Annotated in this window: 12 protein-coding genes; 11 read left to right on the top strand and 1 reads right to left on the bottom strand. The window is 64.2% G+C overall.

Annotated elements, in window-relative coordinates; genetic code table 11:
• Nucleotides 1-18: 18 nt before the first annotated feature.
• On the bottom strand, nucleotides 19-558 hold the full coding sequence (locus tag I6E58_RS03575) for an NUDIX hydrolase family protein (RefSeq protein ID WP_197130492.1): 540 nt from the start codon (nucleotides 556-558) through the stop codon (nucleotides 19-21).
• Nucleotides 559-660: 102 nt separating this feature from the next.
• On the opposite strand from I6E58_RS03575, the gene I6E58_RS03570 reads away from it, so the two are divergent.
• From I6E58_RS03570 to I6E58_RS03520, 11 genes are all read left to right on the top strand, one after another.
• Entirely contained in the window at nucleotides 661-1,443 is a 783-nt protein-coding gene (locus I6E58_RS03570) for a hypothetical protein (RefSeq protein ID WP_197130489.1), read from the top strand.
• A gap of 119 nt (nucleotides 1,444-1,562) precedes the next feature.
• Nucleotides 1,563-2,423: a hypothetical protein gene (locus I6E58_RS03565; RefSeq protein ID WP_197130486.1), complete on the top strand. Its 861-nt coding sequence runs from the start codon at nucleotides 1,563-1,565 to the stop codon at nucleotides 2,421-2,423.
• A gap of 22 nt (nucleotides 2,424-2,445) precedes the next feature.
• Entirely contained in the window at nucleotides 2,446-3,069 is a 624-nt protein-coding gene (locus I6E58_RS03560) for an alpha/beta hydrolase (RefSeq protein ID WP_197130483.1), read from the top strand.
• A 141-nt stretch (nucleotides 3,070-3,210) separates the two neighbouring features.
• The gene (locus tag I6E58_RS03555; RefSeq protein ID WP_197130480.1) at nucleotides 3,211-7,980 is read left to right on the top strand and encodes an ATP-dependent helicase; all 4,770 of its coding nucleotides are present in this window, start codon (nucleotides 3,211-3,213) and stop codon (nucleotides 7,978-7,980) included.
• Entirely contained in the window at nucleotides 7,973-8,833 is an 861-nt protein-coding gene (locus I6E58_RS03550; protein ID WP_197130477.1) for a DNA-formamidopyrimidine glycosylase family protein, read from the top strand. The genes I6E58_RS03555 and I6E58_RS03550 overlap by 8 nt, the downstream gene beginning before the upstream one ends.
• Before the next feature lie 223 nt (nucleotides 8,834-9,056).
• Entirely contained in the window at nucleotides 9,057-9,764 is a 708-nt protein-coding gene (locus I6E58_RS03545; protein WP_197130474.1) for a hypothetical protein, read from the top strand.
• Between the two features lie 119 nt (nucleotides 9,765-9,883).
• Nucleotides 9,884-10,627: a hypothetical protein gene (locus tag I6E58_RS03540; RefSeq protein WP_197130472.1), complete on the top strand. Its 744-nt coding sequence runs from the start codon at nucleotides 9,884-9,886 to the stop codon at nucleotides 10,625-10,627.
• Nucleotides 10,627-11,025 carry a (deoxy)nucleoside triphosphate pyrophosphohydrolase gene (locus tag I6E58_RS03535; protein ID WP_197130469.1) on the top strand — a complete coding sequence of 133 codons (399 nt, stop codon included), beginning with the start codon at nucleotides 10,627-10,629 and terminating at the stop codon, nucleotides 11,023-11,025. Before I6E58_RS03540 ends, I6E58_RS03535 begins: the two co-directional genes overlap by 1 nt.
• Complete coding sequence (locus I6E58_RS03530; protein WP_197130468.1) at nucleotides 11,025-13,937, top strand: DUF3427 domain-containing protein; 2,913 nt, start codon at nucleotides 11,025-11,027, stop codon at nucleotides 13,935-13,937. The genes I6E58_RS03535 and I6E58_RS03530 overlap by 1 nt, the downstream gene beginning before the upstream one ends.
• A gap of 68 nt (nucleotides 13,938-14,005) precedes the next feature.
• Nucleotides 14,006-16,204, top strand: coding sequence for a RecQ family ATP-dependent DNA helicase (locus I6E58_RS03525; protein WP_197130466.1), 2,199 nt, complete (start codon nucleotides 14,006-14,008; stop codon nucleotides 16,202-16,204).
• A gap of 176 nt (nucleotides 16,205-16,380) precedes the next feature.
• Nucleotides 16,381-17,226 carry a hypothetical protein gene (locus I6E58_RS03520; protein WP_197130464.1) on the top strand — a complete coding sequence of 282 codons (846 nt, stop codon included), beginning with the start codon at nucleotides 16,381-16,383 and terminating at the stop codon, nucleotides 17,224-17,226.
• Nucleotides 17,227-17,257: the final 31 nt, after the last annotated feature.

Below are 17,257 nucleotides of genomic sequence, written 5' to 3'. Positions count from 1 at the left end.
GGTGGTGGGGCTCGCGAGTTACGGCAGAACGCCGACGGAGGCGAGGGCGGCGCGCAACAGTGCTCCGCGGCCACCTTCCATGTCGGCGGTGACGTCGTCGGAGACCGCTGCGGCGGGGCTCAGCCAGGTGAGCTCAAGCGCATCCTGACGCGGTTCGCAGGTTCCGGTGACGGGAACGACGTAGGCCATCGAGACGGCATGCTGGCGGGGATCCGTGAACTGGCTTTCGCCGGGCCACGGAAAGTATTCGGCGACCATGAACGGGGTCGGGCTTGCGGGCAGGAGAGGGAAGGCCATGGGGCCCAGATCCTTTTCCAGATGACGAAACAGAGCATCGCGCAACGTCTCGCCAAACATGACACGGCCAGAGACGAGGGTGCGAGTGATCTCGCCATCATTGCCGCGCACCAGGGTGCCGACCTCAGTGACGCGACCCAGCCCATCCACGCGTACGGGAACAGCCTCAACGTAGAGAAGAGGTAAGCGTCTGCGTGTCTCAGCGAGCTCTTCGTCTGATAGCCACGAGGAGTTGGGGTCTGGTGTGCCGACGGAGCTCATGCTCCATTGTCACCCATCACGGAACGTTTAGTGCGCGCCAACGTCGCGCCGATTCGCTAACATTCCTCAGATGGGCATGCGCCCTTTCGCTGAGAGGGCACCATGACTGATGAGACACCGCACGGTTCGGCACCCGAAGAGGTACCGGTGAACACTGCCGATAACACGGCTGCCAAGTCGGGCCTGCCCGGCTGGGCCTGGGCTCTGATCATCGCCGCCGCACTGTTCGTCATCGGCATGATTGTCACCGTTGTAATCGTTGCCGTCGTCATCGTCGGTATCGCAAACAAAGAGGATTGCAGCCTTCCCGGTAGCTGCGGGCAAGGCCTGCCGCCTATCTCCGCCGAAGAACCAGCGGAGCCCGCTAGCGGTGACCGCATCACCCTCGACGGCAACGCCAACTTCGGTGAGCCGCCCGTCTGGGGCGTACCGTTGGATGCCGACTGGGAGATCAAGGTTTTCGACGAGGATGGCATCAATAGTTTTGGAGATCCCGCCACCGGCTGCAACATCGTCACCTCCCAACGTCAGACTGCGGTGAGCACTCCCGCCGGAGGCGATCTCGCAGCGTCCCAAGCAGCGATGCAGGAAGAACTTGACGCCCTTATGTTGAACGGCGTTTCGATGCAAGAGCTGGATTCGGGCGTAGTCGACGTCGCGGTGGCATCCGAGTCCAGCGGCGTCAGCATTGAATTTTTGACCACAGCCCAGTACCAGGAATCTTCTGAAGGAACTTCTCGGGTCTCAGAGCTTCTGGTGCGGGGTATGCCCGCGTCGGGCAGCATCATGGCCGCGCTGGTTTTGTGCGAAACATCGGTCTACGAAGCTGGGGAGTCACCGTTCAACGACCTCGTCAGCGGGCTCACGGTGACGGCCGGCTTCTAAACCTCCACACCCTGACCTGCGCCGCCGCTGTGCACAATTCTCGCGGTTTCGGGTGGCGGTAGCTACACCCATAACTAGCGTTCCTGTGCGGGCACTCGCCTGCCGTGCGAAAGGGAACCATGACCGAGAACGCCTCCACTTCTGCCGAGCCCTCAAGCCCGGCGCTGCCCGACGCTGAGCACCCAGCTCACACCCCGCCTATTACCGCTGGGCAGGAGCATCCCGATCACGGGAGCACCGTTGTGACCTCAACCGTTCGGCGTCGCTGGCCCTGGTGGGCATGGGCGTTGCTCATCGGCATTCCCGTGATGATCGTGTCAGGTATCGCCAATACGCTTATTGCCAACGTTGTTCTCGACCGCGCACTACAGACCGTAATTTGTTACGCCGATGGATACTGTGGGGTCGACAATGATGCTTCTTCGGGTTCTGGCGAAGATCCGAGTGGCGAGGTATCGGCAACCAATCACGTCCCCATCGACGGCAGTGCGATCTTCGAGGGCAACCCCGTGTGGGCGTTGACCCTCGACCCGACCTGGCAGCCCCTCAACCTCGATCTGGTCGGCCTCGCGGCGTATCGAGACGATGCCACCGGGTGCGAGCTGATCGCTTCGCAGAGCTTCGCTGCACCCAACGCCGAGGATGCTGGGGATGCCGTGCTCTCCGCTGATCTGCTTTCTCAGGAGCTCGATGCACTGACGGCCGGCAATTCTGAGGCGTTGGTGATCAATGCCGGCGCAGCGACCAGCATTCCCGTCGTCGCTGCCGAAAGCGGGTCAACGATCGACTTCCTGTCGGCGACTATCAGCCAAAGAAACGCTGACGATGTCGCCATGAGCACTGAAATCGTCGCGCGGTCAATGCCGAATTCTGGCGGCGCTCTTGTCGCAATGCTGACGTGCGAGACCGCTACGATCCCGACGTTCGGCGAGAAGTTCGACTTCTTCTCTACGGCACTTGCCGTCACAGTCGGTCCCTAGCCGCGCCGCGTAGGCTTTGGGCATGCAGATCGATTCCTCCGCAGTGCTCTGGTCGGCCCCTGAACGCGAACGGGCCGGCCGCCCGCTCATCGTGCTGCTGCACGGGTATGGCTCCCACGAGGGCGATCTGTTCTCGCTGGCTCCCGCCCTGCCACTCGGCCCCGTAATCGCCTCGCTGCGAGCACCGATCCCCGAAAGCGGCGGGTTCTCGTGGTTCCCCATCGATCTGAGCGGCGGCGGACTCCCCCAGGTTTCTGGCGTGGATGACGCCGCCAACGCCGTGCTCGAATGGCTCGATACCCAGCAGTACACGAGTGTGAGTCTCCTCGGTTTCTCGCAGGGGGCCGCGATGTCGCTCCAACTCTTGCGGCTCGCCCCGGAACGCTTCGCGAGTGCCGTCGCACTCTCCGGGTTCGTGGCCAGCGCCGAGCACCCCGGTGACGCGGCGCTCACGAGCATCCGCCCGCCCGTATTTTGGGGTCGTGGCACTGATGACCCGGTCATTCCGACCGCCGCGATCGAGCGCACCGAAGAGTGGCTCGTCGACCACACGCGTGCTGAGACCCGCATCTATGAGGGGCTCGCGCACGCGATCTCGACCGACGAGCTCAACGACTTTGTGAGCTTCTTGCACACGCACTCGTAGCGTTTCATGGTGCGGTTCGCTCTGCGGCCGCGAGTGAACGGCGTTCGCGTGTGGTGCGTCGTTACCGCCGTTGACAGTCGCGCTGCACGCCTACGGCGAAATCCGTAGGGCTCTGTCAGGGGTTGCGACGAAGATAGAGACATGAGCGACGTGCTCGGCAAATTTTCGCCCGCCACCCGAGAGTGGTTCGAGGGCGCGTTCGATGCTGCCACCCCGGCCCAGCTCGGGGCCTGGGATGCAATCTCTACCGGGGCGCACGCACTTGTTGTTGCCCCCACGGGGTCGGGCAAGACGCTCGCCGCGTTCCTGTGGGCGATCGACCAGCTGGCATCGAGTCCGCCGCCCGCGAACCCCAAGCAGCGCACGCGCGTGCTCTACATTTCTCCGCTCAAGGCCCTCGGCGTTGACGTCGAGCGCAACCTTCGCGCTCCCCTCGTCGGCGTCACCCAAACCGCTCGCCGGCTCGGGCTCGGTGAGACCGACATCACCGTGGGCGTGCGATCGGGAGACACGACCCAGCAAGACCGGCGCCTGCTTGCCCGCCTTCCTCCCGACATCCTGATCACGACCCCCGAGTCGCTGTACCTGATGCTCACCTCGGCGGCCCGTGAGACCCTCAAGAATGTCGACACCGTCATCATCGACGAGGTGCACGCCGTCGCCGCTACCAAACGTGGCGCGCATCTGGCGTTGTCGCTCGAACGGTTGGATGCTCTGCTCGCGAAACCCGTGCAGCGAATCGGACTCTCAGCGACTGTGCGACCGATTGAAGAAGTGGCGCGGTTCTTGGGCGGCCGCTCCCCCGTGACGATCGTACATCCGCCGTCGACCAAAACGTTCGAGTTGAGCGTCGTCGTTCCCGTGCCCGACATGACGATTCCCGGCACGGTGGCGTCGGCGCGCGGCAAAGCCAGCGGCGGCGACGGCAGTGACGATGAAGCAACGCCCGAGTCGGCGGCATCCCTGTGGCCGCACGTCGAAGAGCGCATTGTCGATGCGATTCTCGAGCACCGCTCCACCATCGTGTTCGCGAACTCTCGGCGCCTCGCCGAGCGGTTGACCGCACGCCTCAACGAGATTTATGACGAGCGGATGAACGACGGCAGCGTCGACGGCGACGAAGCGCGCGCCCGCAGCCAAGCCAGTGCGGATGCCACGGCCTACGCCGCCCCGCAACAACCGTGGAAGCCACCCTCCGACATGATGGCGCAGGGCGGCTCCACGATGGGCGCCGCTCCGCTGCTCGCCCGCGCACACCACGGCTCCGTGAGCAAGGACCAGCGCGCGATCATCGAAGATGATCTCAAGACCGGCGTGCTGCGCTGTGTTGTCGCGACCAGCTCGCTCGAACTCGGCATCGACATGGGTGCCGTCGACCTGGTCATTCAGGTCGAGTCGCCGCCGTCGGTCGCAAGCGGGCTTCAGCGCATTGGGCGAGCCGGGCACCAAGTCGGGGAAATCTCTAAAGGCATGCTGTTCCCGAAGCACCGCACCGACCTCATCCACACCTCTGTTGCTGTTGAACGGATGCGCAGCGGGCAAATCGAGGCTCTCTCGGTGCCGACGAACCCGCTCGATGTGCTCGCGCAGCAAACCGTCGCGGCTGTCGCACTCGACGAGATCGACATCGAGGACTGGTTCGACACCGTGCGCCGCAGTGCGCCGTTCTCGACCTTGCCCCGCAGCGCTTTCGACGCGACCCTCGACCTGCTGAGTGGCCTCTACCCGAGCGACGAATTCTCGGAGCTGCGGCCGCGCGTGGTGTGGGATCGCGTTGCCGGCACCATCAGCGGTCGCCCCGGCTCGCAGCGCTTGGCCGTCACCTCGGGCGGCACCATCCCCGACCGCGGCCTCTTCGGCGTCTTCATGATCGGCGGCGAAGCAGGAGCTCCCGGCCGTCGAGTGGGCGAACTCGACGAAGAGATGGTCTACGAATCGCGCGTCGGCGACGTCTTCGCGCTCGGCACCACCAGCTGGCGCATCGAAGACATCACCCATGACCAAGTGCTCGTCTCCCCCGCCTTCGGGCAACCAGGTCGCGTGCCGTTCTGGAAGGGCGATGGCCTGGGTCGGCCGGCGGAACTGGGCGAAGCCATCGGGGCGTTCACTAAAGAAATTGCTACGGCATCCGCTGACGATGCGCGCGCTCGGGCCGAATCGATCGGGCTTGATGAGCATGCCGTGAGCAACCTGCTCGCCCTCGTGACCGAGCAGAAGGCGGCGACGGGGCACGTTCCGAGCGACACGACTCTCGTGGTGGAGCGGTTCCGCGATGAGCTGGGCGACTGGCGCGTGATCTTGCATTCCCCGTACGGCATGCCCGTGCACGCACCCTGGGCGTTGGCGATTACGGCGCGCATCCGCGAACAGCTGGGAGTGGATGGCGCAGCCATGGCCGGTGACGATGGCATCGTCGTGCGCATCCCCGACACCGATGCCGCCCCACCCGGTGCCGACCTCTTCGTGTTCGACGCTGACGAGCTCGAACAGATTGTCACAGAAGAAGTGGGCGGCTCAGCCCTCTTTGCCGCGCGCTTTCGGGAGTGCGCTGCGCGTGCGCTGCTGTTGCCGCGCCGCGACCCCGGCAAGCGTTCGCCGCTGTGGCAACAACGCCAGCGGGCCTCGCAATTGCTGGATGTGGCGCGCAAGTACCCGAGCTTTCCGATCGTGCTTGAGACCGTGCGCGAAGTGTTGCAGGACGTGTACGACCTGCCGGCGCTCACGGCGCTGACGAAGCGCATCGCCAGCCGCGGCATCCGCGTCATGGAGACAGAAACGGATGTACCGTCGCCGTTCGCCCGCAGCCTGCTGTTCGGCTATATGGCCGCTTTCGTATACGAGGGTGATTCGCCGCTGGCCGAGCGTCGCGCCGCTGCGCTCTCGCTTGACCCGGCGCTGCTCGCCGAGCTGCTGGGGCGCGCTGAGCTGCGCGAACTGCTCGACCCCGGCGTCATCGAGCAGACCGAGAACGAACTGCAGCGGCTCGTGCCTGACCGTCATGCCCGAAATGCGGAAGGGCTCGTCGATCTGTTGCGCGTGCTCGGCCCGCAGTCCGTCGCCGAGATCGAAGCGCGCTCGCTCGTAACCGGCGCCGCCCTCACGACCGACCTCACCGGGCTCGCGAAAGCGAACCGCGTGCTCGAAGTGACCATCGCGGGCGAACGCCGCTGGGCCGTCATCGAAGATTCCGCTCGCCTGCGCGATGCCCTTGGGGTGCCGCTGCCGATCGGCGTTCCGGCCGCCTTCATCGAGCCCGTTGACGATCCCGTCGGTGACCTCGTGAGTCGCTACGCCCGCACCCACGGACCCTTCACACTGGCGGATGCCGCCGCCCGCTTTGGCCTCGGAACCGCCGTCGTGCAGGACACCCTGCGTCGCCTCGCGGCTGACCGCCGTGTCGTCGATGGCGAGTTCCGCCCCGGAGCGAGTGGCACCGAATGGTGCTCGGTGGATGTGCTGCGTCGCCTGCGCAGTCGTTCGCTCGCGGCACTGCGGCAAGAGGTCGAGCCGGTGTCCGACGCGACGCTTGGTCGGTTCCTGCCCGCCTGGCAACACGTCTCCGCTGCCGGTGACTCCCTGCGCGGTATTGATGGCCTGGCGCAGACCATCGACCAACTTGCTGGGTACTCAGCCCCGGCATCCGCGTGGGAGAACTTCATTCTGAGCGCGCGCGTACGCGACTACTCGCCCGCGTGGCTCGACGAACTGACGACCTCGGGTGAGGTGGTCTGGGCCGGGCAGGGCGCGCTGGCGGGCAGCGATGGCTGGATTAGTTTGCACCCGGCGGCGACCGCGGCGCTGACGCTTCCGGCACCTGACCGCGACGGGCTGAGCGAACTGCAGCAGAACATTCTCGAGGCGCTGGCCGGTGGTGGCGCGTTCTTCTTTAGACAACTGTCGAACCAGGTGGGCAGCACGGATGACAAGGTGCTGCTGAAGGAACTGTGGGATTTGGTGTGGCGTTCGCTCATCACCAATGACAGTTTTGCGCCGTTGCGGGCGCATCTCGGCGGGACTCAACGGGCGACGCGGGCCCCTCGTCCAGCGCGGGCTCGGGCCTATCGCGGTCGCGTGTCGACCGTCGCTCAAGCTGGGCCGCCGAGTGCGTCCGGCCGGTGGGCGCTGCTCGAGACGGCCGAAGGTGACACGACCGTGCGCGCCAAGTCGACCGCCGAGTTGATGCTCGAGCGGCACGCGGTCGTGACTCGCGGCGCTGTCGTGAGCGAGGGCATCCGCGGTGGCTTCGCCCTGACGTACCGCGTCCTGAGCGGCTTCGAAGAAACCGGCCGGGCACGCCGCGGTTACTTCATTGACGGTCTCGGCGCGGCCCAGTTCGCGACCGGCGCGACCGTGGACCGCCTGCGTGGATTCACGCGGGATCCGGATGCTGCGCCCGAGCTTCGCGCGATCACTCTCGCCGCGACTGACCCCGCCAACCCCTACGGGGCGGCGCTGGGGTGGCCGGTGGTTGGCGGCGAGGATGCTGGTGAAGATTCTGGCGGTATTGGCAGTTCTGGTGCAAGTGCTGGCTCGTCGACAGCTAATCCCGCAGGGAGCGACTCGGACGCCCCCTCGTCGCCAGACGAAGGCTGGGCGACAGCCGCTAAATCCGCTGCGGATGCTCCCAAGAAGCATCGCCCGGGCCGCAAGGCGGGTGCGATCGTCGTGATGGTCGATGGGCATCTTGCCCTCTACCTAGAGCGCGGCGGCAAGTCGCTGCTGGCCTTCGATCTGGAACCAGCTGTCGTGGATGCCGCGACGCGTTCGCTCACGAGCACCCTCCGCGGCACGCTGCCGAAGCTGCGCATCGAGAAGGTGAATGGCGACTTCGCCGTCGGCACTCCCGTGGGCAAAGCTCTCGTGGAGGCTGGTTTCGTGCCCACTCCGCAGGGGTTGAGGCTCCGTGCCTGAGGGTGATTCCGTCTATAAGGCGGCAGCCAAACTGCGCGCGGCTCTCGACGGTCAAGTTCTCACTCGCACCGACTTTCGGGTGCCCGCCTTCGCGACCCTCGACCTCAGCGGCCAGACCGTCACGAGTGTCGTGCCACGCGGCAAGCACCTGCTGATTCGGGTTGCGCCGGCCGCCGACGCCTCGGCTTCTGCAGCTTCAGGCGCAGGCACAGCCGCGGGCGCAGCCACAGCGGGCGAACCCAGCGGCGGCCTCACCATTCATAGCCATCTCAAGATGGAGGGCGTGTGGCAGATTTACGGCGCCGGGGAACGGTGGCGCAAGCCCTCCTACCTGGCTCGCGGGGTGCTGAGCACGGCAACGAAAGTGGCGATAGGTTTCGAACTGGGGTTGCTTGAGGTGGTACCCACGGCATCCGAAGACAGCATCGTGGGGCACCTAGGCCCCGACCTGCTCGGCCCCGATTGGGATGCCGAACTCGCGTTGGCAAACCTGCTGTCAGACCCAGCACGCCCGGTTGCACTCGCACTACTCGATCAGCGGAACCTCGCCGGCCTCGGCAATGTGTTCGCGAACGAGTTGAGCTTTCTGCGCGGTGTGCGCCCGCACACCCCCATCGGCGAGATCGCCGATCCGAAACGCCTCGTCGCGCTCGGCTACAAGGCGATCATGGTGAACAAGGACCGCCCGATCCGCAACCTCACCGGTCTGCCGCGCGGCAAACCCCGCTACTGGGTGCACGGGCGACGCGGCGAACCGTGCCTGCGCTGCGGCACCCGCATCGAGTCGGATCAGCTCGGCACCGGCCCCACCGACACCCGCTACATGTGGTGGTGCCCGAGCTGCCAGAAGTAGTGATGCCGTCGCAGCATCGCCGCTGTTCCCTATTGACGCCGTCACGGGTGAATAAGGGTCGCTCGCGTTATATTCGCTGTCGGTTATGCTGATCCGCGAGGCCGAGACGTGGCCCAGAAATCGTCGCCTGAAAGCACCCCTCCAGCATCCGGAGGTCTACTGAATGGACACCCTGTTGAGCACTGCTAGCCCCCACAAGTCGCGAACCGACAACAGCGATGTCATGACAAAAAATACTTATAAAGCAATAGTCAGGCTGTCGAAAAAGGTTCCCGCACGCCTCGCGAAACAGTACGCACCGCGACGCGGATTCGTGCTCGCCCTCACAGCAATCCCCGTGGCAATCCTCATTCCCACGGTGATCGCGTTGGCAACAGGCGTGCGGCAAATGATCGGGATATTCTTCGCCGCCTCCGGAATGTGGGTCGCGCTGAAACTATTCGACTTGGGATCGCACCGGTCACCGCTCCGAGGGCGCGCGCTCGTCACCGCGATCACCATTGGCGGGGTCGCGGTCGTGCTCGGCTTCGGCGCCGCGGTGATAGCCCACTCCTACGCCTCCTTTTTGGCCGTCTCCGGAGATGGCGGATTTCTCGGCGACACCTTCGCCACCGTCCTCAGCCAACGAGTGAGCGAGGGCCGCGCCGAAATTCTGGTCGTGTGCGCCGTAGGCATCGTGCTCGCTATCGGAATAGTTCAGCTCAGATCTCAGATCGTGAACGGAACAGGCCGGGTGCGAGCACTGACGGCGGAGCAGTTTTCCGAGTTCACCGCACCAGGGGCCGCACCGAGTCCCGCACCAAGTCCCGCCCCTGAGAAAAACGCGACAACGGCAACAAGCAGCCCCGCACTCTCCCCCACCCTCAACGAATCCTCCAGCGGCATCCTGCTCAACGGAAAATCGCTCGACGAAAAGAAGCCCAAGAAGTAGCTTCGGCATCCGGGACCGGCCCCACTGACACCCGCCACAGGTGGTGGCGCCCGAGCTGCCACAGTGGCTCGCGACCGCGCGCGAACAGTAGTCTCGATGATGATCGCAGGGGAAACCCCTTGCCCGACCTCGCGCTGCAGCGATTGCTCAACAGCCGCAGCCGCGCACTGGCTCGCATGAACACCGATGGAGGCCCTGCTGTGACTGAGGTTCTTGACCCCGCCCCGCGTCCCTACAGTTTTGGGCGCGGTGTCGCGTTCGCGTTGCTCGCGATCCCGCTGGCGCTAGTGGTGACGACGGTGCTGGCATCGCTCGGCTTCGGATTCGCTTCAGCCTTCGCCGCGATCGGGATGCTGGCCGTCTTCACACTCTTCACGTTCGGCTCTCGCCGCAAAACGATCAGCGGCGCCGGCTTCGCCCTGAGCGCCCTGATCGGCGCTATCGCCGTGACGCTCGGGTTCGTCAGCGGCTACCTCGCAGCCGTCTACCGGTCCTTCATCTCGGCCGGCGACAAGGGCGGCCTGTTCGGCAGCGTCTTCGCGCGCCGGGTCGAACTCCAGCTCAGCAACAGCATTCTCGAGGTGCTGATCCCGGCGCTTCTCGTGATCGTGTTCTCAGTCATCCTGGTGGTGAGCGCGGCCCGCAATGCCTTGGCCGCTCGTCGCGAAGCTGCCGACGTTCAGCCCCCTGACTCCTTGAATGGGTCGAGCGCTCCGGATGCTCACACCGCCGCTCCGGCAAACGCTCCCGCCTCCGCTACCCCGCGCAACAGTCCCGGTATTCTGCTGAACGGCGAGCCACTGGCGACTCAGCCGGAGAAGAAGAGTCTCTGGAATCGATCAGCCGCCAAGAAGGGTCAGTAGTGAAGAAACAGATCAACGTCGTCGGCGCAGTCATCGTGCGCGATGGTCTGATTCTGTGCGCCCAGCGCGGATCCGGCGGAGCCTTGCCCGGGATGTGGGAGTTCCCCGGCGGCAAGATCGAAGCCGGCGAGGCTCCCCGCGATGCCCTCGCGCGCGAGATCACCGAAGAGCTTGAGTGCGAGGTGGCCGTAGGCGAGCTGATCACCACCACGACTCACGAATACGACTTCGGAACCGTCGCGCTAACGACGTTCTACTGCGAGCTGCTCTCCGGCACACCGGTGCTGACCGAACATGCGGAGGTGCGCTGGCTCGCACCTGCCGAGCTGAGTGCGCTCGACTGGGCTCCTGCCGACATCCCCGCGGTCGCACTGATTGAGAAAGCGGCGAGCGCCTAATGGCAGTCGACCTGCCTGAAATCGAGCCGTTTCGGCAGGATGTCCGTTTCGGCTACGTCGATAAGACCGCCGCTGCCCCTCGGCGACTACACCCTCATCTAGTTCTCAACACCGAGACCGATTCGATGCTCCGAGCGCTGCGCACCGAGCTGCGACGAGCGTCCTCGTTTACGTTCTCCGTTGCCTTCGTGTCGCCGCGTGCGATCGCCCTACTCAAGCAAGAGTTCATTGATTTCCAGGGCGTTGGGCGCATCATCACCTCTGACTACCTAGGGTTCAACTCACCCCACGCATTCTCTGAGCTGCTCAACCTGACAACGCTCGGAATCGATGTGCGGATCCACAATGAGACTGCTTTCCATCCCAAAGGCTACGTTTTCCAACAGCCCAGTGGCGTAACCGCTGTACTCGGGAGTTCGAACCTGACCGAGTCCGCACTCGCCAAGAACCACGAATGGAACCTCCGCGTCTCTGCGGCTCGCGATAGCGACCTCGCTGAACAGTTCACCAATCTTCTCGACGAAGAACTCTTCAATTCAACGCCGCTCACTCAAGAGTGGATCGATGACTACGCCGCGAGCTACCAGCCTCCAGCCAGTCGCCTACGACCGAGCCGCCACCCGACAACGCACGAGGACGAACCGCAGCCGATCGGTTCCATCACGCCCAACATCATGCAGGTTGATGCTCTGAGCGCGATCGCAACTGTGCGCGCTGCTCACAAGGACCGGGCGCTCATCATCTCGGCTACAGGTACTGGGAAGACAATTCTCTCGGCACTGGATGTGCGCGCTGTCGACCCGCAGCGTCTACTGTTCGTCGCCCACCGCGAGCAAATTCTTGATCGCGCCATTGTCGAATTCCAGAAGGTGCTCGGCGCCCCTGCCGATGACTTTGGGAAGATTTCGGGAAGCAGCCGAGATGACGACAAACGTTACGTGTTCGCCACCATTCAAACCTTGTCGCAACAGCACGTCCTGGACGAACTCGACCCAGAGAGCTTTGACTACATCCTGATCGATGAGGTTCATCGTGCTGGGGCGAAGAGCTTCACGAAAGTGTTCGACCACTTTCGGCCTCAGTTCCTTCTGGGGATGACGGCCACGCCCGAGCGCACAGACGGCGAAAATATTTTCGAGCTCTTCGATTACAACGTGCCCTACGAGATCAGGCTCAACTCAGCGCTCGAACTCGACATGCTGGCGCCTTTTCACTACTACGGCGTCGCCGACATCACCTTCAACGACGGGTTGACCACCGACGAGGCGAGTCCGCTTTCGCGGCTGGTTACTCAAGAGCGCATCGACCACATCCTGCACTCAATCGAGACCTATGGTCAGTCGGGCGTAGCGCCGCGTGGGCTCATCTTCTGCAGCCGTAAAGAAGAGGCACATGCGCTCTCGGACGAGCTCAATAAGCGCACGCTCCGGGGGAAGCTACTCCGCACTGTGGCGTTGACCGGTCAGGATTCGATCGCGGCGCGCGAAGCCGTCGTGCAGCAGCTGGAAGCTGGCGAGCTCGACTACGTGCTCACGGTTGATATCTTCAACGAGGGCGTCGACATCCCGAGCGTGAATCAGATCATCATGCTGCGTCACACTCAATCGAGCATCGTGTTTGTGCAACAGCTCGGCCGCGGCCTTCGAAAAGTCGCGGGCAAGGAATACCTCGTTGTCATCGACTTCATCGGAAATTACAAGAACAACTTCCTCATTCCGATCGCACTCTTTGGCGACGATTCCCTCAACAAAGAGTCGATTCGCAAGAACCTCATCGCGGCCGAGGAAAAGGGCGTGCTTGCAGGGCTCTCTAGCGTGCGCTTCGATCAGATCTCCCAAGAGCGAGTTCTTCGGTCGCTCGCTTCTGTGAGGCTCGACAGTCTGCAGAACCTCAAGGGCGCGATCGAAACCGTCCGCAATCGAGTAGGCCGCATCCCGCGGCTCACTGACTTTTTGACATTCGAATCCGTGGACCCGATCGTGCTCGCTACGAAGGTAGGCAACTACCCAGAGCTTCTCGCGAAGGTGAAGCTCGCCGAGAATCCACTTTCTGACGCCGAATCACGAGCGCTCACCGTGGTGTCGAAAGAACTCTTGACGGCCAAGCGACCCCACGAATTACTCCTTCTCCGTCAGCTGCTGTCCGACGGAAATCTCACCAACACGTCTGCCGCAGCTGTTCTCGCGGCAGAAGGATTACCAGAGAACGGCACCGTTCTACAGTCCGTGCTTCGAAGCCTTACTCTCGACTTCAATACGGTCTCTGAAGTCGCCATGTTCAAGAGTCCGGGCCCTGCGGTTGAATACAGTCATGGGGCTGTCACCTTGACGCGGGCCTTCGCGGACGCGTACGCAACTTCCCCCGCGTTTCGAGGGCATCTCGATGACCTCATCGATACTGGCTTGCAAGTTACGGGCAGTCGTTATCCCGGAGTCGGACCCTTCACCCCCGGCAGTCAGTACTCCCGCAAGGACGCCAGCCGGCTCCTCAACTGGCGAAAAAACATGTACTCGACGATCTACGGCTACAAAGTGGATTCAGGCACGAGCACCTGCCCAATTTTCGTCACGCTCCACAAGTCGGACGACGTGTCAGAGAGCACTGCCTACGAAGATGAGCTGCTCGACTCCCACACCATGCTTTGGTACACGCGCAGCAGAACAACACTGGACACTAAAGAGGTGCGCCAGATTTTGGACAACGCTGTCGACATCCACGTGTTCTCGAAGAAGAGCGACGCCGATGGTCCTGGCCACTATTACCTCGGCCAGGCAACCGCACAAAAAGCCGAGCAGACCACGATGCCGAATGGCTCAGGAAAAGAACTCTCAGTCGTTCGGATGCGCTTGCGCTTCGAGAAGCCGATCCCCGCTGGCCTTTTCGATTACTTCCACACGAACTTGACGGATTAGCGGTGCCGCGGCGATCGCCTGCTCACTGCCCGCACCGAAAAGTCAGCACCCCCTGACACACTAGCCACGTGACAGATACCCGCACTGAGGCCCTGACCGTTCTTCGCACGCTTGTGGGCAATGAGACTGCCGATTTTCATGAGGGGCAGTTTGAGGCGATCGAGACGCTCGTCGATGGGCGCCGCCGTGCGTTGGTGGTGCAGCGCACCGGGTGGGGAAAGTCCGCCGTCTACTTTGTCTCTACGCTGCTCATGCGCCGGCGAGGGGCGGGGCCTACCGTGCTCGTGTCGCCACTGCTCGCTTTGATGCGTGACCAGATTGCCGCGGCATCCCGCGCCGGAGTTCGTGCCGTCGCCATCAACTCCACCAACCCGCACGAATGGGCTGAGGTTCAGCAGCAGCTCGCCGACGATGAAGTTGATGTGTTGCTCGTCTCGCCCGAACGCCTCAACAACCCCAGCTTTCGCGACAACCAACTGCCCGCCCTGATCAACCGCATCGGGATGCTTGTCGTCGACGAAGCGCACTGCATCAGCGACTGGGGCCACGACTTTCGGCCCGACTACCGCCGCCTGCGCGAACTCATCGCCACCATGCCCGCCGGCGTACCCGTGCTCGCCACCACCGCCACCGCCAACTCCCGCGTCGTCGCCGACATCGCCGCCCAACTCGAAGGTGGGACAACCGGCGTCACTGACGGCACCGCAGGCAACGAAAACCCCGCAGGCACCACGAGCGCCACCGAGAGCACAGCCACGGCAGGCACCGAAGTCGTCACCATCCGGGGGCCCCTCGCGCGAGCATCCCTGCGCCTGGGCGTACTGAAATTGCCGGATGCCCGCGCCCGCCTCGGCTGGCTACTGAGCCACCTCGCCGAACTGCCCGGCAGCGGCATCATCTACACGCTCACGGTGTCGGCCGCCGAGGACACCGCGCGACTGCTGCGCGACAGCGGCATGGATGTGCGCGCCTACACCGGCAAAACCGACCCGCAAGAACGCGAAGAGTCCGAACAGGCGCTCAAGAACAACACCGTCAAAGCGCTCGTTGCGACCAGCGCGCTCGGCATGGGGTTCGACAAGCCCGACCTCGGCTTCGTCATCCACCTCGGTGCCCCCTCCTCCCCCGTGGCCTACTACCAACAGGTCGGCCGTGCCGGGCGTGCCACCGACAACGCCGACGTGCTGCTGATGCCCGGGCCCGAAGACCGCGACATCTGGGAATACTTCGCCACCTCATCCATGCCCGACCAGGCCAACGCCGAACTCGTGATCGCCGAGCTCACCGCCGCCGCCGACTCTGGCGCCGGGCCCGTCTCCACCCCCGCGCTCGAAGCGCGCGTGAACCTGCGCCGCAGCCCGCTCGAACTGCTGCTCAAAGTGTTGGATGTCGACGGTGCCGTCGCCCGCGTGCAAGGCGGCTGGACCGCCACCGGCCAACCCTGGAGCTACGACGCCGAACGCTACGCCGGAGTCACTGCCGCCCGCCGCGCCGAACAACAAAACATGCTCGACTACGAACAACTCCCCGCCGGCACCGAAGGCTGCCGCATGGAATTTCTGCAACGCGCCCTCGACGACGACACCGCCACCCCCTGCGGCCGCTGCGACAACTGCGCCGGCATCTGGTACCCCACCGACATCACCACGGATGCCACCACCCGCGCCACCGCCACCCTCGACAAAGTCGGCGTACCCATCGAGCCCCGCGCCCAATGGCCCACCGGAGCCGACAAAGTCGGCGTGCCCGTGCGCGGACGCATCAACCCCGACCAACGCTCCCTCGAAGGCCGCGCCCTCGCCCGCCTCACCGACCTCGGCTGGGGCGGCACCCTGCGCACCCTCTTCGCCCCCGGCACCCCCGACGCGCCAGCAAGCCCCGCGCTCGTTGCCGCGTGCGTGCGCGTACTCGCCGACTGGGGGTGGGATGAGCGCCCCGTCGCCGTCATCTCGATGCCGTCACGTCGCCGACCACAACTCGTGGCATCCGTCGCCGAAGCGCTCGCCAGCGCCGGCAAGCTGCCCTACCTCGGGTCGCTCTCGCTCACCGGTGCCGGACCACAGGGTGAGCCTGGCGGCAACAGCGCCTACCGGCTTGCGAGCGTGTGGCAACAGTTCGAATGGGCTGGCGGCGAACTGCCCAACGGCCCCATCCTGCTCGTCGATGACCTCGTCGACTCCCGCTGGACCCTCACGATCGCCGCGAAAGCACTCCGCGACGCCGGGGCGGATGCCGTGCTGCCGTTCGCGCTTGCCCTGCGTGGGTAACCGCAGGCGGCGACCCTCTCGGGGACCTAGCGATCGCGATCCATGCGCACTAATCGCGGCAGAGTACATCCGCGCCGCTAGAAGAATTCGCACTCTCCCTGCCGCTTCACCGGCAAGAAAGCTACTCTGGTAACTCGAACAACGTAGCCGTTGCGGTGCGATCGGAGGTCGCGATCATGTCAGGTCTCTCCACGAATCAGAGCCCCACCAAGCACGCGCGCTCGCTCGAACGTCACTCCGGCACCATGATCTCCGCCACCAACATCAACGGTGGCACCCTTCCCGCCGGCACCACGCCCACCGACACCACGCCCTACAACTTCGCCCTCGGGGCATTTCTCTCCCTCTTCGCGATTCCCCTCGCTCTCGCCGCTGCGATCCTTGTTGGCCTGCTGGGCTTTGGAATCGGCGCCATCTTCGGAGCGGTCGGAATGCTCACGGCCTTTCAACTTTTTGCCGTGGGCTCGCGCCAGACCGTCACACGCGGCCGTGATTTTCTGTTCGCCCTCATTGTTGGATCGATCGCCACCGCTCTCGGAGCCGTCGCCGGACTGCTCTCCGGGCTCTTCAACACCTACGTATCTAACGGCGGCACGACCGGCATCATTGAGGACATCCTCACGGGGCGCACCGAGTTTCCTTTCCCCACACGGGCCGAGCAAATCACCGTTCCGTTCATCGTCACCGCTGTACTTGCCATCCTCGTCGTGGTTATATACGCCGCCAAAGCAGTTGCGGCGCACCGCGACAGCCTGATGGCGAAAGCCAATGCTGCTGCAACCACCGCGACCAACCGCTTCGAAACGTCGCGCCAAGCCCTGTCGTCCTCCGCCGCCAACTCGGCGAATGCAGCCAACAAGTTCGCCAATCACGTCATGACCATCAATGCGTCATCCCCCGGCATCATCCTCAACGGCAAACCACTCGGCGAACAAGAAATCCCGACGGGGTTCGCGTCGCGGTTGAGCGAACTCGCTCGCAAGGCAGTCACCGCGTGGTCGGGTCTCCGCACCGGACGATAGGCATCACCGTGATATGCCCCCGCAACCGTTG

The sequence above is a fragment of the Salinibacterium sp. SWN1162 genome, from assembly GCF_015864675.1.
GTDB lineage: Bacteria > Actinomycetota > Actinomycetes > Actinomycetales > Microbacteriaceae > Rhodoglobus.
Note: the sequence above shows the minus strand (reverse complement) of the source record. Positions and strands in the feature narration are given on the sequence as shown.